Source organism: Nocardia sp. NPDC051990 (assembly GCF_040680755.1).
In the GTDB taxonomy this organism is placed as follows: Bacteria; Actinomycetota; Actinomycetes; order Mycobacteriales; family Mycobacteriaceae; genus Nocardia.
In genome coordinates this window covers 283,632-307,857 of sequence record NZ_JBFAXH010000008.1, presented here as the reverse complement: position 1 = coordinate 307,857, position 24,226 = coordinate 283,632, and the positions used below count along the sequence as shown (strand labels likewise).

Annotated in this window: 29 protein-coding genes; 10 read left to right on the top strand and 19 right to left on the bottom strand. The window is 65.2% G+C overall.

From position 1 onward, the window contains the following. Nucleotides 1–76 precede the first annotated feature (76 nt). Nucleotides 77–508, top strand: coding sequence for a nitroreductase family deazaflavin-dependent oxidoreductase (locus AB0L63_RS18370; protein ID WP_364501825.1), 432 nt, complete (start codon nt 77–79; stop codon nt 506–508). Nucleotides 509–510: 2 nt separating this feature from the next. Here the strand turns inward: AB0L63_RS18370 and AB0L63_RS18365 are convergent, their stop codons facing one another. The 3 genes from AB0L63_RS18365 to AB0L63_RS18355 all read right to left on the bottom strand — a co-directional run bounded on the left by AB0L63_RS18365 (nt 511) and on the right by AB0L63_RS18355 (nt 2,498). Further along, nucleotides 511–660, bottom strand: coding sequence for a hypothetical protein (locus AB0L63_RS18365; protein ID WP_364501822.1), 150 nt, complete (start codon nt 658–660; stop codon nt 511–513). Nucleotides 661–727: 67 nt separating this feature from the next. Continuing rightward, nucleotides 728–1,726 (bottom strand): zinc-binding dehydrogenase, encoded by a 999-nt coding sequence (locus tag AB0L63_RS18360; protein ID WP_364501819.1) that lies wholly within the window; start codon nt 1,724–1,726, stop codon nt 728–730. Nucleotides 1,727–2,255: 529 nt separating this feature from the next. Continuing rightward, nucleotides 2,256–2,498: a hypothetical protein gene (locus AB0L63_RS18355; protein WP_364501816.1), complete on the bottom strand. Its 243-nt coding sequence runs from the start codon at nt 2,496–2,498 to the stop codon at nt 2,256–2,258. Nucleotides 2,499–2,804: 306 nt separating this feature from the next. Between AB0L63_RS18355 and AB0L63_RS18350 the strand changes: the two genes are divergently transcribed. Beyond that, nucleotides 2,805–3,359 (top strand): hypothetical protein, encoded by a 555-nt coding sequence (locus tag AB0L63_RS18350; RefSeq protein ID WP_364501813.1) that lies wholly within the window; start codon nt 2,805–2,807, stop codon nt 3,357–3,359. Between the two features lie 6 nt (nt 3,360–3,365). Here the strand turns inward: AB0L63_RS18350 and AB0L63_RS18345 are convergent, their stop codons facing one another. After that, nucleotides 3,366–3,578 (bottom strand): hypothetical protein, encoded by a 213-nt coding sequence (locus AB0L63_RS18345; protein ID WP_364501810.1) that lies wholly within the window; start codon nt 3,576–3,578, stop codon nt 3,366–3,368. Nucleotides 3,579–3,731: 153 nt separating this feature from the next. Between AB0L63_RS18345 and AB0L63_RS18340 the strand changes: the two genes are divergently transcribed. Beyond that, nucleotides 3,732–5,129 (top strand): wax ester/triacylglycerol synthase family O-acyltransferase, encoded by a 1,398-nt coding sequence (locus tag AB0L63_RS18340; RefSeq protein WP_364501807.1) that lies wholly within the window; start codon nt 3,732–3,734, stop codon nt 5,127–5,129. 56 nt (nt 5,130–5,185) lie between these two features. Here the strand turns inward: AB0L63_RS18340 and AB0L63_RS18335 are convergent, their stop codons facing one another. Together AB0L63_RS18335 and AB0L63_RS18330 are read right to left on the bottom strand one after the other, a co-directional pair. Beyond that, on the bottom strand, nt 5,186–6,085 hold the full coding sequence (locus tag AB0L63_RS18335) for an alpha/beta hydrolase (RefSeq protein WP_364501804.1): 900 nt from the start codon (nt 6,083–6,085) through the stop codon (nt 5,186–5,188). Next, on the bottom strand, nt 6,082–6,402 hold the full coding sequence (locus AB0L63_RS18330; protein WP_364501911.1) for a MaoC/PaaZ C-terminal domain-containing protein: 321 nt from the start codon (nt 6,400–6,402) through the stop codon (nt 6,082–6,084). The genes AB0L63_RS18335 and AB0L63_RS18330 overlap by 4 nt, the downstream gene beginning before the upstream one ends. Between AB0L63_RS18330 and AB0L63_RS18325 the strand changes: the two genes are divergently transcribed. Continuing rightward, nucleotides 6,340–6,510 (top strand): hypothetical protein, encoded by a 171-nt coding sequence (locus AB0L63_RS18325; RefSeq protein ID WP_364501914.1) that lies wholly within the window; start codon nt 6,340–6,342, stop codon nt 6,508–6,510. The genes AB0L63_RS18330 and AB0L63_RS18325 overlap by 63 nt on opposite strands. Before the next feature lie 124 nt (nt 6,511–6,634). Continuing rightward, entirely contained in the window at nt 6,635–7,378 is a 744-nt protein-coding gene (locus AB0L63_RS18320) for a glucose 1-dehydrogenase (protein ID WP_364501801.1), read from the top strand. Between the two features lie 234 nt (nt 7,379–7,612). On the opposite strand, the gene AB0L63_RS18315 is transcribed toward AB0L63_RS18320, so the two are convergent. Together AB0L63_RS18315 and AB0L63_RS18310 are read right to left on the bottom strand one after the other, a co-directional pair. Continuing rightward, a complete protein-coding gene (locus AB0L63_RS18315) occupies nt 7,613–8,368 on the bottom strand; it encodes a class I SAM-dependent methyltransferase (RefSeq protein ID WP_364501798.1) in 756 nt (251 codons plus the stop codon). Nucleotides 8,369–8,492: 124 nt separating this feature from the next. Further along, nucleotides 8,493–8,891 (bottom strand): helix-turn-helix domain-containing protein, encoded by a 399-nt coding sequence (locus AB0L63_RS18310; RefSeq protein ID WP_364501795.1) that lies wholly within the window; start codon nt 8,889–8,891, stop codon nt 8,493–8,495. A gap of 79 nt (nt 8,892–8,970) precedes the next feature. Between AB0L63_RS18310 and AB0L63_RS18305 the strand changes: the two genes are divergently transcribed. From AB0L63_RS18305 to AB0L63_RS18295, 3 genes are all read left to right on the top strand, one after another. Further along, complete coding sequence (locus tag AB0L63_RS18305) at nt 8,971–9,381, top strand: RidA family protein (RefSeq protein WP_364501793.1); 411 nt, start codon at nt 8,971–8,973, stop codon at nt 9,379–9,381. A gap of 680 nt (nt 9,382–10,061) precedes the next feature. Then, nucleotides 10,062–11,219, top strand: a complete 1,158-nt coding sequence (locus AB0L63_RS18300; protein ID WP_364501790.1) for a hypothetical protein — start codon at nt 10,062–10,064, stop codon at nt 11,217–11,219. Between the two features lie 261 nt (nt 11,220–11,480). Further along, on the top strand, nt 11,481–12,251 hold the full coding sequence (locus AB0L63_RS18295; RefSeq protein WP_364501787.1) for an ESX secretion-associated protein EspG: 771 nt from the start codon (nt 11,481–11,483) through the stop codon (nt 12,249–12,251). A 63-nt stretch (nt 12,252–12,314) separates the two neighbouring features. Here the strand turns inward: AB0L63_RS18295 and AB0L63_RS18290 are convergent, their stop codons facing one another. Together AB0L63_RS18290 and AB0L63_RS18285 are read right to left on the bottom strand one after the other, a co-directional pair. After that, entirely contained in the window at nt 12,315–13,091 is a 777-nt protein-coding gene (locus AB0L63_RS18290; RefSeq protein WP_364501784.1) for an N-acetylmuramoyl-L-alanine amidase, read from the bottom strand. A 119-nt stretch (nt 13,092–13,210) separates the two neighbouring features. Then, nucleotides 13,211–13,840 (bottom strand): LysE/ArgO family amino acid transporter, encoded by a 630-nt coding sequence (locus AB0L63_RS18285; RefSeq protein WP_364501782.1) that lies wholly within the window; start codon nt 13,838–13,840, stop codon nt 13,211–13,213. Nucleotides 13,841–13,905: 65 nt separating this feature from the next. Between AB0L63_RS18285 and AB0L63_RS18280 the strand changes: the two genes are divergently transcribed. Then, entirely contained in the window at nt 13,906–14,793 is an 888-nt protein-coding gene (locus tag AB0L63_RS18280) for a LysR family transcriptional regulator ArgP (protein WP_364501779.1), read from the top strand. Here the strand turns inward: AB0L63_RS18280 and AB0L63_RS18275 are convergent. From AB0L63_RS18275 to AB0L63_RS18260, 4 genes are all read right to left on the bottom strand, one after another. Beyond that, nucleotides 14,741–16,018, bottom strand: a complete 1,278-nt coding sequence (locus AB0L63_RS18275; protein ID WP_364501776.1) for a cytochrome P450 — start codon at nt 16,016–16,018, stop codon at nt 14,741–14,743. The two genes, AB0L63_RS18280 and AB0L63_RS18275, sit on opposite strands and share 53 nt — an antisense overlap. A gap of 107 nt (nt 16,019–16,125) precedes the next feature. Beyond that, nucleotides 16,126–16,293 carry a hypothetical protein gene (locus AB0L63_RS18270; protein WP_364501773.1) on the bottom strand — a complete coding sequence of 56 codons (168 nt, stop codon included), beginning with the start codon at nt 16,291–16,293 and terminating at the stop codon, nt 16,126–16,128. Further along, the gene (locus AB0L63_RS18265) at nt 16,290–17,726 is read right to left on the bottom strand and encodes an amidase (protein WP_364501770.1); all 1,437 of its coding nucleotides are present in this window, start codon (nt 17,724–17,726) and stop codon (nt 16,290–16,292) included. The genes AB0L63_RS18270 and AB0L63_RS18265 overlap by 4 nt, the downstream gene beginning before the upstream one ends. Before the next feature lie 150 nt (nt 17,727–17,876). Further along, nucleotides 17,877–18,845, bottom strand: coding sequence for a DMT family transporter (locus tag AB0L63_RS18260; protein ID WP_364501768.1), 969 nt, complete (start codon nt 18,843–18,845; stop codon nt 17,877–17,879). A gap of 39 nt (nt 18,846–18,884) precedes the next feature. Between AB0L63_RS18260 and AB0L63_RS18255 the strand changes: the two genes are divergently transcribed. Continuing rightward, on the top strand, nt 18,885–19,415 hold the full coding sequence (locus tag AB0L63_RS18255) for a CGNR zinc finger domain-containing protein (protein WP_364501765.1): 531 nt from the start codon (nt 18,885–18,887) through the stop codon (nt 19,413–19,415). Nucleotides 19,416–19,693: 278 nt separating this feature from the next. Here AB0L63_RS18255 and dgoD read toward each other — a convergent pair whose 3' ends face one another. From dgoD to AB0L63_RS18230, 5 genes are all read right to left on the bottom strand, one after another. Beyond that, nucleotides 19,694–20,839, bottom strand: coding sequence for a galactonate dehydratase (dgoD, locus tag AB0L63_RS18250; protein ID WP_364501762.1), 1,146 nt, complete (start codon nt 20,837–20,839; stop codon nt 19,694–19,696). Continuing rightward, the gene (locus tag AB0L63_RS18245; RefSeq protein WP_364501760.1) at nt 20,836–21,591 is read right to left on the bottom strand and encodes an SDR family NAD(P)-dependent oxidoreductase; all 756 of its coding nucleotides are present in this window, start codon (nt 21,589–21,591) and stop codon (nt 20,836–20,838) included. The genes dgoD and AB0L63_RS18245 overlap by 4 nt, the downstream gene beginning before the upstream one ends. A 10-nt stretch (nt 21,592–21,601) precedes the next feature. Beyond that, nucleotides 21,602–22,546, bottom strand: coding sequence for a sugar kinase (locus AB0L63_RS18240; RefSeq protein ID WP_364501758.1), 945 nt, complete (start codon nt 22,544–22,546; stop codon nt 21,602–21,604). A gap of 178 nt (nt 22,547–22,724) precedes the next feature. After that, nucleotides 22,725–23,339, bottom strand: coding sequence for a bifunctional 4-hydroxy-2-oxoglutarate aldolase/2-dehydro-3-deoxy-phosphogluconate aldolase (locus AB0L63_RS18235; protein WP_364501755.1), 615 nt, complete (start codon nt 23,337–23,339; stop codon nt 22,725–22,727). Further along, nucleotides 23,329–24,216: an SMP-30/gluconolactonase/LRE family protein gene (locus AB0L63_RS18230; RefSeq protein ID WP_364501752.1), complete on the bottom strand. Its 888-nt coding sequence runs from the start codon at nt 24,214–24,216 to the stop codon at nt 23,329–23,331. The genes AB0L63_RS18235 and AB0L63_RS18230 overlap by 11 nt, the downstream gene beginning before the upstream one ends. Between the last annotated feature and the right edge of the window lie 10 nt (nt 24,217–24,226).

The window sequence follows — 24,226 nt, the reverse complement described above, 5'->3', positions numbered from 1 at the left end:
GATGGCGCGGTGACGGGGGATGGGGTCTCAGGTGGTTAGGGTGGAGATAAATCGGGAACTGGCTGGAGGGTGGGCTGTGGCGAGTGTGTTTGCGAATGTGCTGAAGGTGCATCAGTGGGTTTATGAGAACAGCGCCGGGGTGGTGGGGCATCGGCTGCTGTTCGGGAATCCGACGTTGTTGTTGCGGACGGTGGGGCGCAAGTCGGGGCAGGCGCGGACGTCCGCGCTGACCTATGGGCGGGATGGGGCGGATTATTTGGTGACCGCGTCGAATGGTGGGTCGCCGCGGCCACCGGGGTGGTTGGCGAATGTTAAGGCGAAGCCGGAGTGTGAGATTCAGGTTGGGCGGCGCAAGCTAGCGGTGATCGCGCGGGCAACGCTGCCCGACGATCCGGATTACGCACGGCGCTGGGCGATTGTCGACAAGGTCAATCAGGGGCGCTACAGCGCGTATCAGAAGATGACCAAGCGGCCGATCGCGATGGTGGTGCTGACTCCGGCCGGCTGAGTTCAGTCGGCTTTCCAAGATTCGTAGTCGTCCTCGACATTGCCACGGGCCCAACGGGACTCACTCCGCGGCGAGCGGCTGGCCCACTGCACGACGAGAGCGACGAGACCGAGCACTGCGAGGACGACGACAACGACAATCAGTGTTTCCACGCGGGGCACCCTAACCCTCAACCGGGGTGCCCGCAGCTACGTGAGACAAGTTGTCACGGAAGGCCGTTCAGACCGTAAGAATTGTGCGTCCTACGGCAGTTCGCGATTCAATTGCCACATGTGCGCGATCTGCCTGATCGAGCGGGAAGGATTGGCCGACAACGACTTCCAGCCGTCCAGCCGTTGCTTCGATCAGCGAACGTTCGGTCAAGGCGAGCCAATCGATATCGCTGGTCCCGGTCAGGTCGAACAACCCGAGCACGTTAATCCGCTTCGCTGCCACCACTTCTCGATCGATTTCGGCGAATTGTCCTGCGGCAGCGCCATATCCGATGAAACGACTGCCGTCGGCTGCGGCTTCGATCGCGCCAGCACCCAATGCGCCACCCGCACCGTCCAATACGACATCGGCACCGGCCCCACCGGTCGCGGCGCGCGCCTTCGCCGACCACTCGGACTCGGAGTAGTCGACGACCGCATGCGCGCCGAGTCGGGTCGCGAGCTCCAGTTTGGCGCTACCACGCGCCGCGGCAACGACATTCGCTCCGGCCGCGCGGGCGAGTTGAATCAGCAAGGTGCCCAGTCCCCCACCCGCCGCGGTAATGAGCACCGATTCGCCGGGCTGGATCGCGGCTCGATCGAAGATAGCGAGCGCTGTCTTGCCGTCGTGGGCGAGCGCCACCGCCGCCGACAGGCTCAGCCCCTCGGGCACAGCAACCAGGGTGTCGGCCTTGGCGAGCGCCTGCTCCGCATAGCCACCGATCGGCTGGCCACCACCGATGCCGCTCGCGGCGGTATCGGTGACAACGCGCTTGCCGACCCAACTCGGGTCGACCTCCGGACCGACCGAAGTAACCACCCCGGCGACCGCGCCACCCGGCACATACGGCGGTTCGAGCTGGAAGAACTCGGTGCCCCAACCACTTCGGAGCTGAACATCCAAGAACATGACATCGGCGGCCACGACCTCGACGACCACCTGCCCCGGTCCGGCAACCGGCTCGGGCACCTCACGCACCGAAAGAACCTCGGGCCCACCGAATTCCGTGGCGTGCACAGCGCGCATGACAACCTCCATCAATTTCCGATTCGATCCGACATGGATCAGCCTGGAACCTTAAGCTGGGTTGAGGTCAAGCCGAGCGCGCGAATTCCGCTGAGTGCGAAATTTCGGAACTGAACCCCGAGGTCCGAGCACCCTCGCCGACCCGAGATCGAGTGAAACCAACTGGATCAGGAACCGCCCGAACCACCCCCACCACCACTGCTGCCCCGCCACAATCGCCAGTGCCTCCACCGCAACCGCTACTGCCCCCACCACAACCGCCCGAACTTCCCGGAATCACCGTCCCCGAATCTCCGGCATCCCAGGACGACGAGTTCGGTCCCCCGATCAACCCGAATCCGCGGCGGGCAGGCCGGCGCGGCAAGCTGGACGCCCGCAGCACAAAACCGGCGATCCCACCCATGATGAGGACCGTAATCAGCAGACCAGCAGCAGAGCAAGCATTTCAGAGTCTGTTGCCGAATACGCCGAATACGCCGAATATGCGATCGTGCCGTCATACCCCCGTCACCGCGGCAGACAAAATCACCTAGCGGCGAGCATGATTGCGGCCCAGCCGTCCACATAGACACGTGACCTGCGCCATGGCCAAGAACCGCGTCAATTCGGCAACAGGCTCTTCAGGACCCGCCACCACCGCAGCTGCTCCCGCCACCACCGCAGCTGCTCCCGCCACCACCACAACTACTACTCCCGCCACCACAGCTACTTCCCCCACCACAACTGCTACCGCTACCACCATCGTGGCCATGATGCCCATGACTGTGGTCATGACCATGCCCATGGCCGCCACCACTGCCCGGATCGAACCCCACCCCCGAATCGAGCCCGGCGGCCCCGTAAGCCCACGGCGAGTCACTGGACGCCCCATAACCGGCCCGCCCCGGCGGCAACGGCCTGCGCGCCGCCCGCACGATCAGATACACGACCAATGCCGCGATGCCACCGCCGACCAGGAGGATCAGCAGAAGCAGAACGAAGAAAATCCCCATTCCGAAATGGTAAGGCCCACTCCCGCACTGAACCCATGAAAAGCAAAGGTTCGCCGAACAATCACCCCTTCGCCGTACAGTGAATTGTGGCCTTCTTACGTCTCGGAAATCGTCCCCAGCGCCGAATCGACCTGCACGATGTCGACCGGGTGGTGGCCGCCCTCGAATTTCCCGACGCGGTTTTCAGAACCACCCCGTGGCAGCGTTTACCCACCCCGCCGACTCCGTCGGCTGCCATCCCCGAGCCGCGGGAACTGGTGGAAACCGGGCTGCGGCAGTGGCTGCGTTGTTGCGGTGCGGCCATGCGCGACGGTCAGGTCATCGGCATGCCGTCACATGCGGTGGACGAGGCATGGCACGGATTCATCCTGTGCACCGAAATGTATGCCGCGTTCTGCGCCACGGCATATGGCCGGTTCCTTCATCACTTTCCGGAAGGCGTTGCACCGAAAGCTATTTCGCACGGATCCATGAGCGAACAACTCGGCCGCACAGTTGTCGCATGGTCGATGGTCGCGAAACCCGCCGAGAAGTGTGTGCTCTGGGATCTCGACAGCAAGGTGGGCGTCGAGCACCCGTGGGGCATCGGCGCCGAGCGAGTTGCGGCCATCGAGGCCGAACTCGCCGACACACCTGTTTGATTCGGCTCAGGTGAGCTTCACTCGTGCGGCGAAGAACCGGACCAGTGCCGGGGCGAACTTGTTGAACTGATACTGCAGCCGCGCCTCCGGGGTGACCGGCACAATGCTGCGATCCCGTTCGACCGCACGCACGATCTGCGCCGCTACCTTCTCCGGACCATAGCGCCGCGCCTGGTACAGCTTGTCGTAGCGCTCCTGTTTGCGCTGCTCCTCCTCCACAGTGAAACCCGAAAATCTGGTTATGGCAACTATATTGGTGTGCACGACGCCGGGGCAGACTGTCCCATTCGAGATCGAATTCGCCTCCACCGATGTGACCGACATCCCCACGATTGACCATTAAACTAGAACACGTTCTAGTAGTCTCTTGCTATGGAGCGACTCGCCGGATTGGATGCCAGCTTCCTGTATCTCGAGACCGGGACCCAGCATCTGCATGTGTGTGCATTGCTGATCCTGGATCCCACCGCAGGGGGCGCGCACTACACCTTCGAAAAATTCAAGGCAGAACTCGGCCGCAGACTGCCGCTGATCCCGCAGATGCGGCGGCGGATCCACGAGGTGCCGTTCAATCTCGATCATCCGGTCTGGGTGGAAGACCCGGATTTCGATCTGGACCACCACATCCGACGCATCGAAACGTCACAGCCGCTGGAACGCCGAGAACTCGCCGACCTGGTTGGCGAGATCGCCAGCGTGCCCATGGACCGCCGCCGTCCGCTGTGGGAATTGAGCGTGGTGGAACAGCTCAAAGACGGCAAAGTGGCGGTGATCTGCAAGTACCACCACGCCGCCGTGGACGGCGTCACCGGTACCAATATGATGAGGCATCTGTGCGATCTGGAACCCGGGCTCCGCGAGTCCGAACCGGCCGAGCAGTGGCACCCCGAACCCCAGCCCAGCGACTTGAAGCTGGTGGCGGAGGCGGTACTCAACCTGCCGAACAGGCTCGGGCTGGTCAGCATGGTGCCGAAAACCCTTGGCATGGTTGCCGGTTTCGCCCACCGCCGCCGAAACAACCAGGCGGGCATGGCCTTACCGCTGACTGCACCACGAACCCCGTTCAACGGCGCGATCAGCCCGGATCGCGTAGTGGCCTGCGCCGAAACCGATCTCGGCGCGATCAAGGAGATCAAGACCGCCTTCGATGTGAAGGTCAACGATGTCGTCCTGACCATCGTGGCGGGCATACTGCGCACCTATCTGGACAAGCACAGCGAGTTGCCCGACAAATCCCTGATCGCCTCGGTGCCGGTATCGGTGCACGACACCTCCCGGCACACCGCGGGCATCAACAAGGTTTCCTCGCTGTTCTCCCGGCTCGGCACCGATATCGCCGATCCGGTAGAGCGTCTGCGGCAAGTAGCCGAGGCGAACCGCGATGCCAAACAGGAACATGAATTCGTCGGCGCGGATTTCCTGATGGACTGGTCGAAGTACGCTCCGCCGAATACCTTTCAGTTGGCCGCGCGCGTCTATTCGTCGCTGAAACTGGCCGAGCGTCATCCAGTGGTGCACAACCTGGTGGTGTCGAATGTGCCGGGTCCGCCGATGCCATTATATTTCCTCGGGCATCGGGTCGAGGCCATGTATCCGTTCGGGCCGGTTTTCCACGGCGCGGGGCTGACGGTCACCGTGCTGTCCAATAACGGTGATCTGGACTTCGGGTTCATCGCCTGCCGGGAATTGGTGCCCGATCTGCAGGCAATCGCCGATGCGGTCCCCGGCGTTGTCGATGAATTGCTGACCGCGGCACGCGATCTGGGCTGATGCCCACCGCTGCCCTGTTCGTCATCGCCGCCGAACAGGGCCGCATTCGAAGTTCTCTACTGCCTTGCGGCAACAGCGGCGCAAGCCTCCACCAGTACTGGCACGAAGCGGTCGGCCTCGAGCACACAGGATGCGTGACCGGCCTTGACCAGATGAATGCTCGCACCGGGAATCATGGTCGCCATCTCCAATTGCCGATCGACCGGAATCGCACGGTCCCGCGCCGTGATCACGACGGCGGTCGGCATACTCAGCGTGACAAGCCAAGCGGTCGCATCGAATCGGCCGAGCTCGGCGATGACCTGTGCCATGGCCCAACCACTGCTGCTGCGAAATTCGTTGAGCGCCCAGCGATTCAGTTTACTCCGAGCCCACGTATGCTCCGGCAACTCGGGTAGTCGGCCGACATACTCCGCCGCACGACGGTACGAATAGGGGGCGACGGCTCCGGCCACTGCGCCGAATGCCTGATGAAAGGCGCGCTCGCGCAACTTCTCCTGGAAGCGATACGGCGTCGCGCATAGCACCAGACCGCTCACCCGGCCCGAATGCCGGTGTGCGGCAAGCAATGCCACGACGCCGCCGAGAGAGTATCCGGCCAGGATCGCCCGCTCCACGCCGAGTACGTCGGCGACCGCGACGACGTCGTCGGCACAGTCACGCACCGTAAACCGCTGCGAGCGGATACCACGGCCGTGCCAGCGCTGATCGAAGACGATCACGCGGTATCGCTCGGCCAGCGCGTCGAGCGCCGGAAACCAGGTCAAGTAGCCCGTGCAGGCGGCGGCATGCAGCAGGATCAGGGTCGGCGCGCCCTCGGGACCAGGAATATCGACGACGTAGGTGCGCCCGCGCCCCGGCAGCTCGACGAGCCGTCCGCCGGGCACCTCGGCAATATCAGGCACCCCCCAACGTCGGGAGAACCGCCGCATGGCCACCACCGGCGGATTCGTCATTGTCGACCTCCTCGCGATCTATTAGAACGCGTTCTACACCGATGATGCCATAGCCACCGGCCCGGCTCAGGCACGATCCGCAGGCCACCGGAGACCACGTCGACGCTCGCGATCTGGGCGCGGCCGCGAATGCGGGAACCGGCGGGCACGGGTGACGCCGAAGCGCACCTTGTTCCGGCCGTGTTTGTTTCGCACCGAGGCGTCCTTGATGGAAATAGGTCGGCCATCAGCGGCGGGAGCAGCGAGAGGGTAGCGTGGCCGGGCGCGATGGTGGTGCCGTAGCAGCCGCTGACGGCGCGTTCCGGATCGACGTGGATCCACTGCCGATCCTCGGTCGCCTCGGCGACGCGGTCTCGAGCGACCTCGATCCAGCGGCTCACACCGAGATCGGCGCCCCGCGGCGGTGCGCGGTGACGCCGTCCTGAAGACGGTGGGTTCACGCCCGCCCGCCGCCCTTGCCGAGTTCCGCTGACCGAAATCGAGCGGGAGCGAATCGACGATCCTCTGTAACGTGTTTCAGTAAGTCGACGGGATCGAGAGGAGGCCGCGATGGGGCGGTTGACCGGCAAAGTGGCACTGATCAGCGGTGGGGCGCGGGGTATGGGCGCCGCGCACGCACGGGCGCTGGCGGCCGAGGACGCGCGGGTGGTGCTCGGCGACATCCTCGACGAGGAGGGCGCCGCGCTGGCCAAGGAAATCGGCGACAGTGCCGCCTACGTCCACCTCGACGTGCGCGAAAAGCAGCAGTGGCAGGATGCGGTCGCCGCGGCGGTGCAGCGCTTCGGCGCACTGCATGTCCTGGTGAACAATGCCGGGATCGTCAATGGCAATCTGCTCGTCGACTTCGAATTATCCGAGTGGCAGAAGATCATCGATATCAATCTGACCGGCACCTTCCTCGGCATGCAGGCGGCAACCCCCGCGATGATCGAGGCGGGCGGCGGTTCGGTCATCAATATTTCCTCGGTCGAGGGCCTGCGCGGCAGCCCCGGCCTGCACGGGTATACCGCCACCAAATTCGCGGTCCGCGGACTGACCAAATCGACCGCACTCGAGTTGGCGCAGTACGGAATTCGAGTGAATTCGATCCACCCCGGCATGATCCGCACCCCGATGACCGAGGGCATTCCAGAGGATTTCCTGCAGATCCCGCTGGGACGCGCCGCCGACCCGTCCGAGGTATCAGCACTGGTGACCTATCTGGCCAGCGACGAATCGTCCTATTCGACGGGCACGGAATTCGTCATCGATGGCGGCCTGACCGTGGGCGTTCCGCATAAGACGTTCTCCTGAACGCTAGCGCTGCTGTGGGCGCGGGCCGCTGGCAGCCCGAACAGCAGATCCGTTTGCATCGCGAGATCGCCTTCACCGCTGGCGTCACCGACGGAGGTTCCAGTGCCCGGCGGCATATCCGGAATATCCACGACAAGCTGCACGTGACGGGTGATAGCACTGGCGAATCCGGCGGAGCCGGGCCGCCTCTGATCGATGTTCGGTGTAGGGATTGCGACCGGAGTCAACGAGCGGTCAGGGTTTGGTGGCTTCGATGAGGGTGCGGGTGGAGTGGGCGACGAACGGCCCCCGATGTTGGATCTGATCGTGAAGTTGGCGCAGCCGGTCCCGGTAGGCGTCGACGGTGAAGCCGGGGACCATCCAGATCACCTTGCGCAGAAAGTACACCACGGCGCCGATGTCATTGAATTCCATGCGCAGGCGCTCGGTGCGCTGGTCGGCGATCTCCAGACCGGCTGCTCGGCCGGCGGCGGCTTCGTCGTCGGGATGGCGCCCGCGCCGGGCTTTCGGTTGCGGTCCGAGGAAGTATTCGACCAGTTCGAATACGCTGGCCGGTCCGACATGCTGGGCGAAGTAGGTGCCGCCCGATTGCAGAACGCGGGCGATCTCGTCCCAGCAGATGGTGGCCGGATGACGGCAGGTGACCAGGTCGAACGCTGCGTCGGCGAACGGCAGCGTCGGCTCGTCGGGTGTGGCGACGACGACCACGCCGCGCGGGTGCAGTAATGCAGTGGCATTGGCGATGTTGGGTGGCCACGACTCGGTGGCAACCATGGTCGGCGGGAAGATCTCCGCCTCGGCGAGGACTTCACCGCCGCCGGTTTGGATGTCCAATGCTGCGGTGGCCGTCTTCAGCCGGGCGCTCATCAATCGCTGGTAACCCCATGACGGACGCGCTTCGGTGGCTCGGCCGTCGAGCCAGGAGAAGTCCCAGCCAGCCACGGATACCGACGCCGCTTCGCCAAGCAGGTCCTCCAGCGTTCGTTCCATATGGGAATACCCTGCCAGAGACCCTGTGCGGGATCGACCGATTTCCCAGCGCCGGATCGGGGTGCGTGCGGCGGTTGGTCTCACGATGAGATCTGGTCTCCCACTGCCGCCACTGCTTCCAGTCTCACATCGATGGTTTTTCTTCGGCTCCAGCCTGGTCGTCGAAGCGCGCGCGGGCGCACTCGACGTCAGGCAACGTGGCAGTGGCCCAGTGCAGGAGTGCGTCGATGAGGTCTTGCAACGACCGTCCGAGCGGCGCGATGCGGTACTCGACGGCGATGGGTCGCGTACTTGTGATGACGCGCTCGACCATCCCATTGCGCTCCAGGCGCCGGAGTGCGGCGGTGAGCGATTTCTGCGTGACGACGGGGATCGTTCGACGGAGCTCGTTGAAACGCAGAGGTCTCCCGCACAACGCGTCGAGCACCTGAAGCGACCACTTGTCGAGCACTTGGTCGAGTAGCTCGCGGTGTTGCTCGGTGAGCTGAGGGCTGTCCGACTGTAGTGGAGCGGTTTCCGGCATGACACCTAGTCTCGTTGAAGTTCCCTTGGGGCACCAGGTAGACATCAGATACCAACTCCGACAGCGAAGGGACACCCCCGTGCCAGTACAGCTACTGACCCCTGAGGGCATGTTCAATCCCGTTCCGTACCACCATGTTTCGATCAGCACGGGCGCGCGCCAGGTCCATGTGGCCGGTCAGATCGCGCGCGATGCCGACGGCAACCCCGTCGCGACAGGTGACCTCACCGGTCAGGTCGCGCACGCGCTGCGCAATACGGCACGCGGCCTAGCCGGAGCGGGAGCGAGCTTCGCCGATGTTGTACGTCTCCGGTTCTTCGTCACGCACTGGAGCCCGGACAAGTACCACGACTTCATCGCGGGAATCGAGCGCGTCGCAGACGAACTCGGGATACCGCAGCCGTTGCCGCCCCTGTCGGCGATCGGCGTCGACTACCTGTTCGAGCCCGATGTGCTCGTCGAAGTCGAGGCGTTCGCAGTGCTCGACTGATATCAGGCCGCGCGGACCGGGACCGGCGAAGATCATCCTTCGGCGGTCCCGTCGGCGCCGCGGAATCTCACAACCATGGCCAACAGGCCAGGTCTTGGCCGATCATTCCGAGATTCGGCCACGACTTCTGGGGCCCTACCAGTCGGCTGGCTGCCGACCCGCGATGTCGTCGAACTCGCCGTCGATGACGACGCGGGAGGCTTCCTACTCGGCGGGGTGTAGTCGAGCGTGACACCATCGGCTGCCGTCGGAGTCGCGGCCCCGTTTGCGTGCACGGTGACGTGCGGCTCTGTGGCATCTGTGGAACGGTTGCACGCTGATCAACCGGTCGGTACGGTCGATCCAGCTGCACTGGGGGCGGAGCCGGGCCGACCCTGATCAATGTCATCGACACAGTCGGTAACCGGAAGGAATCTCAATGACCAGCAGGGGGAACACATTGCGCGGCACCGTCTTTGCGCTCGGCACTGTTCGCTTCGCGTCCACGCCGTGATGGAGTCGCATTACAAGGTCATCAAAGCCTTTCCAGGCCCTGTTCAGCACGGTCCGCGAACGCATCACCAGCGTCGACACCGAGCAAGCGACGAAGTACCTGGACTTGGAGAAGAACCCGCCCAAGCAGGCACCAGCGGCACCGAACATCTTCTCCCGGCCAGGTCGGTAAGGAACGAGGCAAGCCGTTGACCGGCAACGAGTCCACCCAGATACCCCCGCACGGGGAGAACGTATTCCGTTGGGAACGCACCGAGATCGAGGACGCGTTCAAACCACTGGACCCCAAGCTCGCCCACGACGCGGCCATGTCCTATTCCAATGTGGCCACCCAATGGGACCAAGGTCTCGAAACCTTCGCCCGCTCCGTGCACACCTCGATCGCCGAAGCGTGGGAGGGCTCAGCGGCCGACAAAGCCAAGGACGCCATCACCCGCTACGTCACCGACGCCCACAACCTGACCCCGATGCTCACCCAAATGTCCAATGACATGCAAGCTGCCGCCGATGGGATCCGCGCCGTCGCCAACGGCATCCCCGAAGCCAACCACCACTCCTGGACCGCGAACGTCTGGCCGCCTCGCGCCCATGAGGAAGAGAACACCAAGAACGAGGCGACCGCTGGCGCCCGCAACGCCATGCTCACCAACTACGTGAACAAGTTCGCCGAATTCGACGGACGAGTTCCCGTACTGCCCACGGCGCTGGACCCGACCAACCCACTGGACATCGCAGGCCCGACCAAGTCCGGCGGTGACGATCCGGGATCGTCCGGCGGCACCGGCGGCGGCACGACGGGCGGCACCTCGAACAGCGAGACCAAGGACGGGACCGAATCCGAGGGCAAGTCCACCGAGGAAACCACGTCCACGGACACCAACCCGAGCGACACCACCTCGAGCTCGACTACCCCGAGCAGCACGACGTCGACCACACCTACCTCGACAACGCCGACCACAACCACCCCGAGCACCACAACCACCCCGGGCACCACGACGACGCCGAGTTCCATCGCCGCTGGCACCGGCTCGCCGGGTTCCTCGGGCGGTCCCACCTCGACGATGCCCAGCCCCGGCCGCACGGTCGCCGGCACTCCCGGCACGACCGGAACGACCAATTCGGCTACCGCCGCCGCGGCCGCGCGCGGCGGGACGGGAATGTCGGGCATGGGTGGCATGGGCGCCGGTGCCGGCCGCGGCAAGTCCGAGGACGAAAACGCCCACCAGACACCGGATTACCTCATCAACGCCGAGAACACCGAAGAACTTATCGGCGAAATCGTACCCACCGTCCCCGGCGGGGTCATCGGCGAAAACCCCGAACCCCCACCGACTGCTCGCGGCTGACCGCCACGGATCCTCGAACGCCCTCGCTGCACAATCGCCCACGATTACTGGTGCGCCGCACGAGAGCCGGCATGAGGCGCAAGCACGCACCAAGGAATCCGCGGCCGCATCGGCCCGATTGTCGGCCACGACAACCAGGCCACTCAGCGCCGTCTACAACCGCGACCAGCGCCCCATCCAGCACCGCACACCCCGCGCGATCGACTCACCACCTCGCGCCGTACACGACCACATCCCGCACCGATCGATTGGAATCGCTAGATGGCTGAATGGACCTGGGAGCCAGACGATTTCGCCGCACTATGGTTCAGCCCCGCGAACGACCGCTTCCCCAATCCGCTCCGCTTCACCAGCCGCTTCGCCCACCGCGACGACTTCGATGCCCACCGGGCCACCATGCGCGAGCGCTACTCCTCCGACGAACTCGAACAGATCCAACTCGCCCTGCACACTCTCACCACCTCCACGATCCGCATCCAAATCCTCGGCGGCACAACCCAACACAAGAACCCAGCCGGCGGCGTCCGGGTCTACCGCATCGTCGGCGCCCGCACCGACCACCACGCCATGTCACTGGCCCAAGCCACCTTCGGCGACACCAACGGCCCCATCCGCTGCCGCCTGTTCTCCCTAGAACACCTCCCCGCCCAACTGACCAGCTCCCTCCCACCCTGCACTCCCGGCACCAACCCACCCACCACCTTCCACTCCGCCGACATCCACGGCCGCCCCGACGGCCACATGGAAACCAGCACCCGCAACTCCCCCCGCGAGCGCTACCAACGCCTCCTCAACCGCCGCGCCGACGGCGGCGGTTCCGCCCTCCTCCACACCGGCCCCGCCAACAAACTCACCACCTCCGTGACCACCGTCCAATGGCACGACATAACCAACGACGGCCGCTACACCGAACTCCGAGGCCCACACATCACCGTGCGCCCCACCACCCCGGCCGATCTCGCCACCCTCTTCACCACCTGGATCGACCGCGTCACCCGACGCCACCGCGAGGCCGCAGAAGATCGCTGGTAGCCGCGAGCGGGTCCTGCCGTGGCACACCAGTCACACTGATCACGCACAGACCCAGTTCGACCGTCACCCCAGGAATGCGACGATCGCTTCGGCGATGGCGTTCGCGTATCTCGCCCGCCCTTCGGGCGATTCGATCAGCACGGCATCACCCGGATCGCGCATATTTCCGCATTCCACGAGCGCGATCGGATGTTCGGAGAGGTTGAGACCCGCCAGATCGGCGCGCGGGTTCATGCCATCGGAGCCGACATAGGTCGACGGGACGAAGCCGGACCCGATCATGGTGTCGCGCAATGTCGTTGCCAGTCGCTGTGACGGCTCCTCCTGGGCCGGATTCAGCGGCGGCGATGAGTACGCGACGTGGAAGCCGTGTGCGCCCGCAGCGGCGCCGTCGGCATGGATCGAGACGACAGCCGCTGCGCCACTGCGGTTTCCGATGGCGGCGCGTTCGTCGACGCACGGACCGACACCCGCATCGTCGTCGCGGGTCAGCACGACGCGAATGCCGCGGGCGGCCAACGCATCCCGGACCCGGGTGGCAACGTCCCAGGTGAATTCGTGCTCGGTGTAGCCGTCGGTGGCCGATGTGCCGGTGGTGTTACACGCCTTGGTTTTTCCGCGACCGTCCGGCACCTGTCGGTTGATCTCGCCGGGCTGGGCGGCATTGCCGCCATTGTGGCCGGGGTCGATGACGACGACGCGGTCATCGGCGATGGAGCGCGGCGGGTTCGGCACCGGTTCGTCGCCGACCTGCGGCGTCGCGGTACGCCCCGATGGACCGGCTGCGTCGTGCGCGCATCCGCCGAGCAGCAGGCCCCACGCACAGATCGCGGCGGTCATCTTCCAGCTTCGCAATCGCATGTCACCGACACTGCCACAGGTTTGCGTCCCGCGGCGACGGCGATCGGACGGCCAGGGCGCCGAGCGCATCCGCGTGCCGGTTTGCAGGTCCAGCCAGTTCAGCTGGTGAGCAATAAGCCGAGTGCGAGGCCAAACATCACGACCGCGATCATCGAATCGAGCACGCGCCAGGCGATCGGGCGGGCGAACAGCGGGCCGAGTTTGCGGGCGCCGTAACCGAGTGAGGTGAACCAGATGGTGCTGGCGACCATCGCGCCCGCGCCGAGGAACCAGCGCTGCGGACTGGTGTAGGTACTGGCGAAGGAGCCGAGCAGCAGCACCGTGTCCAGGTAGACGTGCGGATTGAGCCAGGTCAGGGCCAGGCAGGTGAGGACGGTCGCGCCGAGTGCCATGGTGGCACCGCTCGAGTCGGCGGTCAGGCTCGACGCGGCCGAGGCGCGGCGGGCGGCGAGAATGCCATAGCCGAAGAGGAATGCGGCTCCGGCGTAGCGGATCACTGTCAGCAGCACGGGTGCGGATTGGACCATGACGCCCAACCCGCCGACTCCCGCGGCAATGAGCACAATGTCCGACACGGTGCATACCGCGACCACCGCGAGCACATGCTGGCCGCGCAGACCTTGTCGCAGCACGAAGGCATTCTGCGCACCGATCGCCACGATCAAGGAGAGTCCGAAGCCGAGTCCCGAGATGGCCGCCATGGCCGCCGATGATGCCGTCACACGCATCGACGCTAGATCCGGAATTCCAACCAGACCAGCTAAAGATTCTGAAGTACCTTTACGATTTCTTAATGGAACTACAGCTCGATCAGCTCCGCGCGCTCAATGCGGCGGTCACCGAGGGCACCTTCGATGCGGCCGCGCGCAGTCTGCGCGTGACGCCGTCGGCGGTCAGTCAACGCATCAAGGCGCTCGAGGATGCCGTCGGTCGCATCTTGCTGCAACGCACAAAACCGGTGCGGCCCACCGAATCCGGGCTCACGGTGCTGCGGTTGGCGCGACAGATCGAACTGCTCGCCGGCGATACCGCACGCGAACTCGGCGATACCGATCGCCCCGCGGACCGGCCGATCCGGGTGCCGATCGCGGTCAATGCCGACTCATTGGAAACGTGGGTGATGCCCGCGCTGCGGCAGGTACCCGCCGGCGTGTGTTTCGAAATACATCGCGAGGACGAGGAGCACACGACTCGGTTGCTGCGCGATGGGACGGTGATGGCGGCGATCACCGCCACCGCGGCGGCGGTGCAGGGGTGCCGGGTGGAACGGCTCGGCGCCATGCGCTATCGGCCGATGGCGAATCCGCGATTCGCCCGGACCTGGTTCGCCGATGGGCCGACTGCCGAGGCGTATTCCGTTGCGCCGGTTGTTCTTTTCGATCGCAAGGATGATCTGCAGGATCGGCAGCTGCGGCGGCGGTGTGGACAGCCGGTGGATCCGCCGCGACATTATGTGCCGTCGTCGGCGGGGTTCGCGGAGGCAGTTCGGATCGGGCTGGGGTGGGGGATGTTGCCGGATCTGCAAACACGGGGTGGTCGGGCCGGGCGGGATCTCGCGCCCATCGATGGGGATTCGTATATCGACGTGCCGCTGTATTGGCAGCAGTGGAAGGTCGATTCGCCCGCGCTCAGTGGGGTTGCGGGCGCGATTGCGGCTGCGGCGGCTGCGGCGCTGCGCTGATGCTCCACGGCGGCGACTTCGGGAAGGTCACCGGAAGGGCGGTCAGTGCGCGGTGGAATGGCCCCGGTCGCCAGCTGAGGTCTGCCGTCGGGGTGGCGAGTTGGAGTTCCGGTATCGCATCCAGTAATTGGTCGATGGCCTCCTGAGCTATCAAGTACGCCATGGACTTCGCGGTGCACGCGTGCGGGCCCGCGCTCCACGCCAGATGTGAGCGGTTTCCGGTATGCTCGCCGGCGATCTCGGGGTCGTTGTTGCAGGCCGCCATGCTGATGAGGACGGGTTGGTGTGGGGGCAGCCATATTTCGTCGATCAGGACCGGCTGGCGCGGATACGTGATGCAGTAGTTCGCCAGCGGAGGGTCGGTGAAGAGCACTTGGTCCAGGGCGTCTCGGGTGGACAGGCTGCCGCCGAGGATGTTGTCGGCGACGCGATCGTCGGTCAGCATCTGCAGCAAGGTATTGGCGATGAGATTCTGCGCCGGTTCGATGCCCGCACCGTAGAGGAGCATCACATGTTCGAGCACCTCGAGATCGTCCAGGCCGACGGGATGTTGTAGTAGTCGGGTGGTGATGTCGTCACCGGGTTCGGCTTTCTTGAGCGCGATCAACTCGGTCAATGCCTCGTGTACGAGCTCATTTCCCTTGGCGGCATTGACCGTATCCAACATCGCCGCGAGACCGAGTGCGGTGCGACCGCCGATTTCGGGCGGACAGCCGAGGACAGCATTGATCGCGGTAAAGGCAACCGGGAGTGCGTACTGGCCGATCAGATCGGCCGATCCGGTCGGGCAGAACGCATTGATCAATGGGATAGCGATTTCGGCGACCGTGGTGTGCAGTACGTGTAGATCGACCGCCTCGATGGCCGCGTTCACAGCTTTTCGATAGCGGCCGTGCACTGCGCCATTGCTGTGCAAAAGGCTCGGACGCCAATCCATCATCGGTAGGACCGGACAGTCCGGTGACACATTCTTCTGCCAGGTGCGCGGATCGCGCGGAAAGTGCTCGGGATCGTGCAGAATTCGCACCGCGGTGCGATAGCCGACCACGAGGGTCGCGGGCGTATCGGGAGCCAGATCCACCGGCACCAGCGAACCGTACTTTCGGCGCATCTCCTGATACGCGCGATGTGGGTCGGCGGCGAATTCCGGCGTGTAGAGCGGAGCGCGTTCACCATCGATATCGAAGGGCGAACGGTGCGAAACGGGCGACTGCTGAGTGTTCACGATCAACTCCAAACGGTATAACGATCGACGCGCATATTGCCTACGTCGAAAACCGCTGAGGTAGAGCCGAATTCGCCGCCCCACCCCTGCGGCGTACAGCTGCCGAATCAGTTCGGCTGTATTCCCCGGTACGGCACATAGCCGCCACTGGGATCGATATATCGGGCCTCGTCGACCGATTGCAGTAGACCTGCCATCCCCTGCAGGAGCTGCTCCAACCTGGCAATGGCCGCATTCTCCTCCGTGGAGGCGGGCCACGTTCGATCAGTGCTCATGGCAATACCTTTCGGCTCAGCGCGGGTGTCAGGCGATGGTGATCGGTACGGCGCTGGAAGGCCTCGCCCGCGCGGAGCACTGTTGCCTCGTCGAAATGCCCGCCGCTGATCGACATCGACAGGGGGAGGCCGTCGCTGGCGAGCCCGATCGGTACCGCGATGGTCGGATTGCCGAGCGAATTCCAGTACGGCGTATGCAATCCGGCCAGTACGCTCACCGGGTTCAGCTGTTCCATGGCGTCGATGCGCGGCGCGCCGAGGTGGCCGGTCGGCGTCACCACCAAGTCGACCTCGGTGTACAGCTCGGCCATCTTGCGTTGCGCGACGTGTCGAACCCGTTGGGCCTGAACGTAATCTGCGCCGGATATGGTGGACCCCGCGGCGAAGACGACGCGACTGCCGCGGGCGTAGTCGTCGTAGCGGGAACGCAGTGTCGGTTGGTGGTATGCGGCCGACTCGGCGGCCAAGACGATCAGGGTGGTGGCCGTGGTCTCGACGTACATCGGTATCTCGACCGGAACTATGGTCGCACCGCTGTCGCGCAAGGCGTCGATGGCGGCCGAGAATCGTTGTGGCTGCAGCGGATCGTGCGCATCGCCGACGAAGCGGTCGAGATTGTCGACGCCGATGATGAGTCCGTGCAGGTCACCGGTGAGCGCGGCGGTGTAGTCGACGACGGGTTCGGTTGAACTGTACGGATCTTCGGCATCGTGACCGGCCAAGATCTCCAGTAGCAAAGCGCAGTCAGCGGCCGTGCGAGCCAATGGTCCCGCATGGTCGAGGGTGTAGGCCAGTGGCACTACACCGGATTTCGGCACCCGGCCGAAGGTCGGCTTGAAACCGGTGATTCCGCAGAACGCCGCCGGAATGCGGAGGCTACCGCTGGTATCGGTGCCGACCGCACCAAGGAAGGCCCCGGTCAAAAGCCCACTGGCGGAACCAGAACTCGAGCCGCCCGCCCACCGCTGCGCATCCCACGGATTCCGCGGTATCGGAAACGGCTTCTCCGGATCCGGGACACCGACGGCGAATTCCATGGTGGTGGTCTTCCCGACCACGATGCCACCGGCCTGCTCGAGCCGCCGTACGACCATGGCGTCACCGACCGACTTCGCCCATGCCGGATCGAGCACCGAACTCTGCGCCGTGGTCGGCCCCGCGGAGTGCGCGAAAATATCCTTGACCCCCAACGGAATACCGTCCAGCGGCGCCAGCGCCTCCCCCGCCGCGATCTTGCGATCGACCTCGGCCGCCTGCGCCCGCGCTCGCTCCTCGAACCGTGCGAGAAACACCCCGAATGTCTCGTCATGCGCATCCGCGGCCGCCAGCGCCCCTGCTACCAATTCGGTCGCACTGACGTCGCCGCGTCGCAGCCGCGTTCGTGCTTCCGTGATCGTGGTGAATACCGCTGCCATCGAATCAGTTTCAGTCATCCCATCCCCATCCGTCGCACCCGTGATCCTGCCACGCCGATCCCCGGCTGCGGACGAATTCGGAACACTTCCCCTTCACAGTCCCGGCCCGGACTACTACTGGCGGTTCAGTCATGGGACCGACGCTAAGGATTGACGTATGCGTGAAGGTCAAGCCGGGCTCGGCCGCGTAGCCGGATCAGCTTGGTCGGGGGTGGTTTCGTCTCGGCGGACGGTGATCACGCCGATGAGGATCAGGGCGCCGCCGAGGAGTTGGAACGGGCGGGGGGATTCGCCGAGCAGGACCCAGGCGAAGGCCAGGGCGGCCAGGACTTCGAAGAGGGCCACGAAGGAGGCGAGGCGGGAGCCGAGAAGGCGGGTAGCGGCGATGCCGGAGACGTAGGCGAGGGCGGCGGTTATCGTGCCGAGCGCGAGGACGGGAAGCCACCAGGAGACGGTGATGTGTTGGAAGGCAACGGGATTGGTAGTAGCACGCAGGGGAACGATGCCGATCGCACCTGCGGCGAGGAGGGCGAGTCCGCCGAGGAGGAGGCCTCCTGCGGCGAGTACGGTGCCCGGCAGGGTGCCATCGCCTTGGGCGGAGAGCAGGAAGTACGCGGCGGCTCCGATCATGGCGGCGAGAGCCCACGCGATGCCGACGCCGCTGGCGGCCAGGCCGGAGTGCAGATCGATGACCAGAATCAGGCCGGTCATCCCGAGTGCCGCACCGAGAACCGTTGCGGTGCCGGGGCGTTGGCGATGACGCAGCCATAGCCAGCCGACGACGGCGACGGGCGCGGTGTATTCGATGAGCAGCGCCACCCCGACTTGCATGTGGGCGACGGCGTTGAAATAGGCGAGTTGGGTACCGGCCACGGCGAACAGTCCGTACGCGGTAATCAAGGATGCGTTGCGGCGCAACAGATCCCAGGCGCCCCACAATTGCGCCACAGCGATCGGTGCCAGAACCGCGGCGGCGACCAGCACGCGAACGACCACCACGGACGCAGAGCTCCAGCCCGCGTTCATCAGGCCGCGCGCCAATGAGCCGGATAGCCCGAACGAGGACGCGGACACCACCGCGCACAGCAGTCCCACCCGTAGCCGCTGCGCAGTGTTGTCATGAGTCATCGTAGCCATGACCAATGACGCTAAGGCCAGGTCCAGTAATATGTCAACATGGTCTTTGCTCATGACACTGAGGCGGCACTGGTTGCCGCGGTGGAGCTGGTGAATTCGGCGCAGGAGCCGGATACGTTGACCGAGATCGCCCAGCTCGACGAGTTTTTCGTCAAACACGTCTACACCGGTGTGCACTCCGGCGACGCCGCCGAGCTCGCGGCGGTGCGCGCCTTGCGTACGCCGCTACGCCGCATGCTGACCAGCGACCGCGGTACGACGGTGCGGCTGATCAACGAGACGCTGGCGAGGCATCACGCCGTGCCGCAACTGGTCCGGCACGGCGAAGTCGACTACCACATCCACGCGGTGCCCGCGCAGGCTCCGCTCCCCGTCCGCATCGCCGTCGAGACCGCGATGGCAATGATCGATCTGATCCGCTCCGATGAGTTGAGCCGACTGTCGCTCTGCGCCGACGAGGGCTGCGCAGGGTTGGTTCTCGACCTGTCCCGCAATAGATCTCGCCGCTACTGCAGCACCGCCTGCGGAAATCGCAACGCTGTCGCCGCCTATCGAGCGAGGAAGAAGTGAATCCCGGTCAGCAGTAACCGCATGCATCGCACCCGCACCCTGAAAAAGGCTGTTATCTGGCGCACGAGACCGCCGAACCGAGCGAGCCGATATCAACGCGATGCGGGTACGGCATCGATCAGAGCAGCCCGACTATCGGGGTCTGCCGGCCCCCTGTGCACTACATACTGACCGGATGGGGAATTGAGTCTGCTCATCTTGATTCTGCTGGTGATCCCAGTGGTCATCGTGTTGATCGTGCGCTCGGGTTCGGGCAGAGGATCGCAAGCAACGGTGCATCACCACTCGGCGAAGGAACCGTCCTTGCGGTGCCAGATCGGATTTCGCCAGCGGTGGCCCACTTCGGCGGCGCGCGTCACCGCCGCTTCATCGATCTGGATGCCGAGGCCGGGCGCCTGGAGCACATCGACGTAACCGTCGCGGTAGGCGAAAACCGTTGGATCGGTGAGGTAGTCGAGCAGGTCCGAGCCGGTGTTGTAGTGGATGCCGAGGCTTTGCTCCTGGATGAGCAGGTTGGGGGTCGCGAAGCCGACCTGGAGGCTGGCGGCGAGGGCGATGGGGCCGAGCGGACAGTGCGGTGCAAGGGCGATATCCCGGGCCTCGGCGAGGGCGGCGATGCGGCGGACCTCGGAGATGCCACCCGCATGCGAGAGATCGGGTTGGATTACGGCAATGCCCTGATCGAGGACGGCGTTGAAATCCCAACGCGAATAGAGCCGTTCGCCGGTGGCGATGGGAATGCTTGTTACGCGGGTGATCTCGCCGATCTGGCTACTGCATTCCGGGATGAGCGGTTCCTCGACGAAGAACGGCAAATACGGTTCGAGGAGCGGAAGCACTCGTCGCGCCATCGGAATGGACAGACGGCCATGGAAATCGACGGCGATATCGAAATCGTCGCCGGTTGCCTCGCGTACGGCCGCGACTCGATCGACTATGCCCCGCGTCGCGCGCGGCGTGTCGATCAGCTCCAGTTCGGCGGACCCGTTCATCTTGATTGCGTTGAAGCCCTGCTCTTTTCGTTCCACGGCGGCGCGCGCGACATCGTCGGGGCGATCGCCACCGATCCAGCTGTATACCCGGACCCGATCGCGCACCGCGCCGCCGAGCAATTGCCACACCGGTACGCCGAGCGCCTTTCCGGTGATATCCCACAACGCTTGGTCGATGCCAGCAACCGCGCTGGACAAAATCGGTCCGCCCCGATAGAAACCGCCTTTGGTGAGCACCTGCCAGTGCGCTTCGATGCTCATCGGGTCCTTGCCGATGAGGTAGTCGGACAGTTCGTCGACCGCGGCGGCCACGGTATGCGCACGGCCCTCCAGCACCGGCTCACCCCAGCCGGTAATGCCCTCGTCGGTCTCGACCTTCAGGAAGCACCAGCGCGGCGCGACCAGGTAGGTGGTGAGTGCGGTGATTTTCACCGGGACTCCTTTCGCACGCTCCAGCCGCCATCGACGACGAGGTTGGCACCGGTGATGAAGGATGCGTCGTCGGAGGCGAGGAAAGCGACCGCAGCGGCCACCTCCTCCGGCGCGCCCATCCGGTCCAGGGCGGTGGCCTGGGCGGATAGCCGCCGGCCTGCCTCGTCCACGTCATCCCATACCGGGGTGAGAATCGGTCCGGGCAGTACGGCATTGACCCGAACGCGCGCGTGCCCGTACTCCACGGCCAACTGCCGGACCAATGCGGTCAACCCGCCCTTGGCGGCGGCGTAGACCGGATATCCGGGTAGCCCGAATTGGGCGTGCACACTGGACACCGCGACCACATTGCCGCGGCGACTACGCAGATCGTCGATGAAGGTGTGCAGGCCGAGGAACAGCGGGGTCAGGTTGACCGCGAGGCCGTCATCCCATGCCTGCCTGGTCAATTCGTGGGCCGCGATGGTGGCCTGCCGGGATGCGTTGCTGCACAGGAAGTCCAGCGGTCCGAACAGCTCGTTGACGCGAGTGCGCAGCGCGATCCAGGAATCCTCCGAAGTTACATCGCACCGGACGAATTCGGCTCGATGTCCCGCCGCGCGGATTTTCGAGGCGACCTCGCGTCCCGCCGGTTCGGCGATATCGGCGATGACGACCGCGGCGCCATCGGCGGCGAGCCGGTGGGCGGTGGCCGCACCGATGCCGGATGCGCCCCCGGTGACGACCGCGACCCGGTCTGCCAGACGACTCATGCTCTTCCCTTCATCGGTTGATGTCGGCGCCGGCGAGCAGGCCGAGTTCGTGCCGGAACGGCAGACCGGCCCAATCACCGGGTACGGAAACCGCGAATGCGCCGCAGCTGGTGGCCAATTGCAGGCTGTGTCTTACGGACCCGTTGTCGAGCACACCGGCGAGGTAGCCCGCGACGAACGCATCGCCCGCACCGACCGGGTCGACGCTGCGGATATCCACCGCGGGCTGTCGGATCAGCTCGCCGTTGTGCAGGGCGAGCGCGCCTTCGGATCCAGATGTGATCACGACTTGCGCAGGCCCAAGTGCGGCAAGGGATTCCGCCATTGCGGCCGGGGGCGCGGCCGGTACCAGGATGGCCGCTTCGTCGGTACCGGCGAAGACGATATCGGCGCGGGACACCAGTTTCGAAAGTTCCATGGCCGCATCCGATTCCGACCACAATGTGCGGCGGTAGTTGATATCGAGCGAGACGAGCGCCCCGGCGTCGACCGCGGCGTCGAGTGCGGTGTGAACGGCGTCTCGGGCGGATGTGCTCAGTGCCGGGGTGATGCCGGTGAGATGCAGTACCCGCGCGGTGGCGATCTGAGCGGTATCGATATCTGCGGCTGACAATCGAGAGCCTGCGAAACCCCTGCGGTAGTAGGTGACTCGCATATGGTCGGCGGTTCGCCGCTCGCGCAGCATCAGCCCGCTCGGCAGCTCCGGATCGATCCGGCACCGCGAGACATCGACCTGTTCGGCGCGGAGTCGATCGAGCACCATGGTGCCGATGGCGTCGGCACCGACGCTGCCCACCCATGCGCTCTGGTGCCCCAACCGGCGTACGCCGATGGCGACGGTCGCTTCCGCGCCTGCGAAACCCATCCGCATGGCTGCACCAGGAGCAAACGGACCGGGCTCGGTGGCGGCTAGGACACCGAGTGCTTCGCCCAGTGTTATCAATCCGCCTGTCATCGCAGCAGCTTTCGCGCGTCGAGAGTCGCGGTGATTGCCATCGAAATCCCTGAGTAAGGGCTACCGGCAACATCATTGGCGCACAGCATCTCGAGACAACACATCCGATCGCGTAGAGCGCCCCGCATAGCATCGTCTTCCACGCACAGATCCTCGACCGCAACCTGCGAAACAGCGCTCACAGCAACGCCTTTCGCACTGCATGCGCACGCTCCCGCAACGCATCCAAATCACCGCCGGTGCACGCATCACCGACGAGCGGTGAGCCCATACCGAGCGCGTTCGCACCCGCATCCAAATACGCTCGGGCATCGGCGAGCCCGACACCGCCCGTCGGCACCAGCGGGATGTCCTTCAGCGGCCCCCGAACCGCCTCGAGATAGCCGGGACCACCGACCGAGGCCGGAAAGACCTTGACCATGGTGGCGCCCGCCTGCCATGCACCCTGGATCTCGGTGGGCGTGAACGCACCGCAGATCACCGGAACACCCATGCGGCGGCCCTCCGCGATCACCTCGGGACATACCGTCGGGGTGATCAGATATGCCGCACCCGCGTCCACGGCTCGTGCGGCATCGATGGCGGTGCGCACCGTGCCCGCACCAACCGGATGGGCCGATCCGGCGCAGTCGCGCAAGGCGTCCAGTGCCCCCGGGGAGTTGAGGGTGAACTCCACCGCGGTGATGCCCGATTCGTGCAGTACGGCGGTGACCTCGGCGAATCGAGCGGCCGTCGGGGCGCGCAGGATCGCGATTACCGGTGGATCCAGGGTCAGTCCGTGATCAGCGGTCATTGCTCACCAACCTCGTATCGTCGTAAGTATTCGTCGGCAGACCGGTCACACCCGGCCTACAGGTGAACAACCGCCCGGCATCGGGAGCCGCGGAACCTTCCGCGGCCGTGGTGATTACCAGGACATCCAGATCCGGTCCGGCAAAGGCGCAACTGGAGACCTGCGCGGGGCCGACATGGATCACCGCATGCGGCCGACCCGAAGGATCGAATGCCCGAACCTGCCCGGCACCCCACACCGCGACCCAGACGTAACCACTGGCGTCCACCGTCAATCCATCGGGCAGACCGTCTGGAAATTTCGCGAAGGTGCGTCCACCGCTGAAAGTGCCGGTGGCCGCCTCGTAGTCGAAGGCGTCGACGCGATGGGTCGGGCTGTCCACGTAGTACACGGTGGCGCCGTCCGGGCTCCAGCCGAGACCGTTGGAGATCGTCACCTGTTGCCGCACGGTGCTCAGCTCCCCATCGGGATCGAGTCTGTACAGCGCTGCGGTGCCTGGGATCTCGTCCTCGGCCATGGTCCCGGCGAACAGTCGCCCGCACGGGTCCGCCTTGGCATCGTTCATGCGCCGCCGAATCCCGTCATCCGGCAGCGATAGCGCTGCGACCTCGGTTATTGCGCCGTCATCGATATGCACGAAGGTATCGACGGCGGTCGCGATCAGCCCGCCCGATGCGCATGGCACCACCGCGCTGACCCGCTTTCCCATCACTACGGTGGACCGCCCAACGAGGTCGCCGTCGCGCAGCGTCGCGCGATGGATACGTCCGGCCGGAATGTCCACCCACAGCACCTCATCGGTGCGGGCATCCCAGACCGGTCCCTCACACAGCCTGCCCGGCCTCGGCGAGCATCGGTGGGCTTTCAGTTCGATCATCATCGCTCCT

Excerpts from the sequence above, each read along its gene's own strand:
- AB0L63_RS18360 (WP_364501819.1), bottom strand. The coding sequence starts at position 1,726 with ATGCGCGCTGTGCACGCCACGGAATTCGGTGGGCCCGAGGTTCTTTCG.
- AB0L63_RS18315 (WP_364501798.1), bottom strand. The coding sequence starts at position 8,368 with ATGGAACGAACGCTGGAGGACCTGCTTGGCGAAGCGGCGTCGGTATCC.
- AB0L63_RS18340 (WP_364501807.1), top strand. The coding sequence starts at position 3,732 with ATGGAGCGACTCGCCGGATTGGATGCCAGCTTCCTGTATCTCGAGACC.
- AB0L63_RS18235 (WP_364501755.1), bottom strand. The coding sequence starts at position 23,339 with ATGACCGCTGATCACGGACTGACCCTGGATCCACCGGTAATCGCGATC.
- AB0L63_RS18280 (WP_364501779.1), top strand. The coding sequence starts at position 13,906 with ATGGAACTACAGCTCGATCAGCTCCGCGCGCTCAATGCGGCGGTCACC.
- AB0L63_RS18310 (WP_364501795.1), bottom strand. The coding sequence starts at position 8,891 with ATGCCGGAAACCGCTCCACTACAGTCGGACAGCCCTCAGCTCACCGAG.
- AB0L63_RS18230 (WP_364501752.1), bottom strand. The coding sequence starts at position 24,216 with ATGATCGAACTGAAAGCCCACCGATGCTCGCCGAGGCCGGGCAGGCTG.
- AB0L63_RS18335 (WP_364501804.1), bottom strand. The coding sequence starts at position 6,085 with ATGACGAATCCGCCGGTGGTGGCCATGCGGCGGTTCTCCCGACGTTGG.
- AB0L63_RS18245 (WP_364501760.1), bottom strand. The coding sequence starts at position 21,591 with ATGAGTCGTCTGGCAGACCGGGTCGCGGTCGTCACCGGGGGCGCATCC.
- AB0L63_RS18255 (WP_364501765.1), top strand. The coding sequence starts at position 18,885 with ATGGTCTTTGCTCATGACACTGAGGCGGCACTGGTTGCCGCGGTGGAG.
- AB0L63_RS18240 (WP_364501758.1), bottom strand. The coding sequence starts at position 22,546 with ATGACAGGCGGATTGATAACACTGGGCGAAGCACTCGGTGTCCTAGCC.
- AB0L63_RS18270 (WP_364501773.1), bottom strand. The coding sequence starts at position 16,293 with ATGAGCACTGATCGAACGTGGCCCGCCTCCACGGAGGAGAATGCGGCC.
- AB0L63_RS18355 (WP_364501816.1), bottom strand. The coding sequence starts at position 2,498 with ATGACCACAGTCATGGGCATCATGGCCACGATGGTGGTAGCGGTAGCA.
- AB0L63_RS18290 (WP_364501784.1), bottom strand. The coding sequence starts at position 13,091 with ATGACCGCCGCGATCTGTGCGTGGGGCCTGCTGCTCGGCGGATGCGCG.
- AB0L63_RS18265 (WP_364501770.1), bottom strand. The coding sequence starts at position 17,726 with ATGACTGAAACTGATTCGATGGCAGCGGTATTCACCACGATCACGGAA.
- AB0L63_RS18285 (WP_364501782.1), bottom strand. The coding sequence starts at position 13,840 with ATGCGTGTGACGGCATCATCGGCGGCCATGGCGGCCATCTCGGGACTC.
- AB0L63_RS18260 (WP_364501768.1), bottom strand. The coding sequence starts at position 18,845 with ATGGCTACGATGACTCATGACAACACTGCGCAGCGGCTACGGGTGGGA.
- AB0L63_RS18295 (WP_364501787.1), top strand. The coding sequence starts at position 11,481 with ATGGCTGAATGGACCTGGGAGCCAGACGATTTCGCCGCACTATGGTTC.
- AB0L63_RS18320 (WP_364501801.1), top strand. The coding sequence starts at position 6,635 with ATGGGGCGGTTGACCGGCAAAGTGGCACTGATCAGCGGTGGGGCGCGG.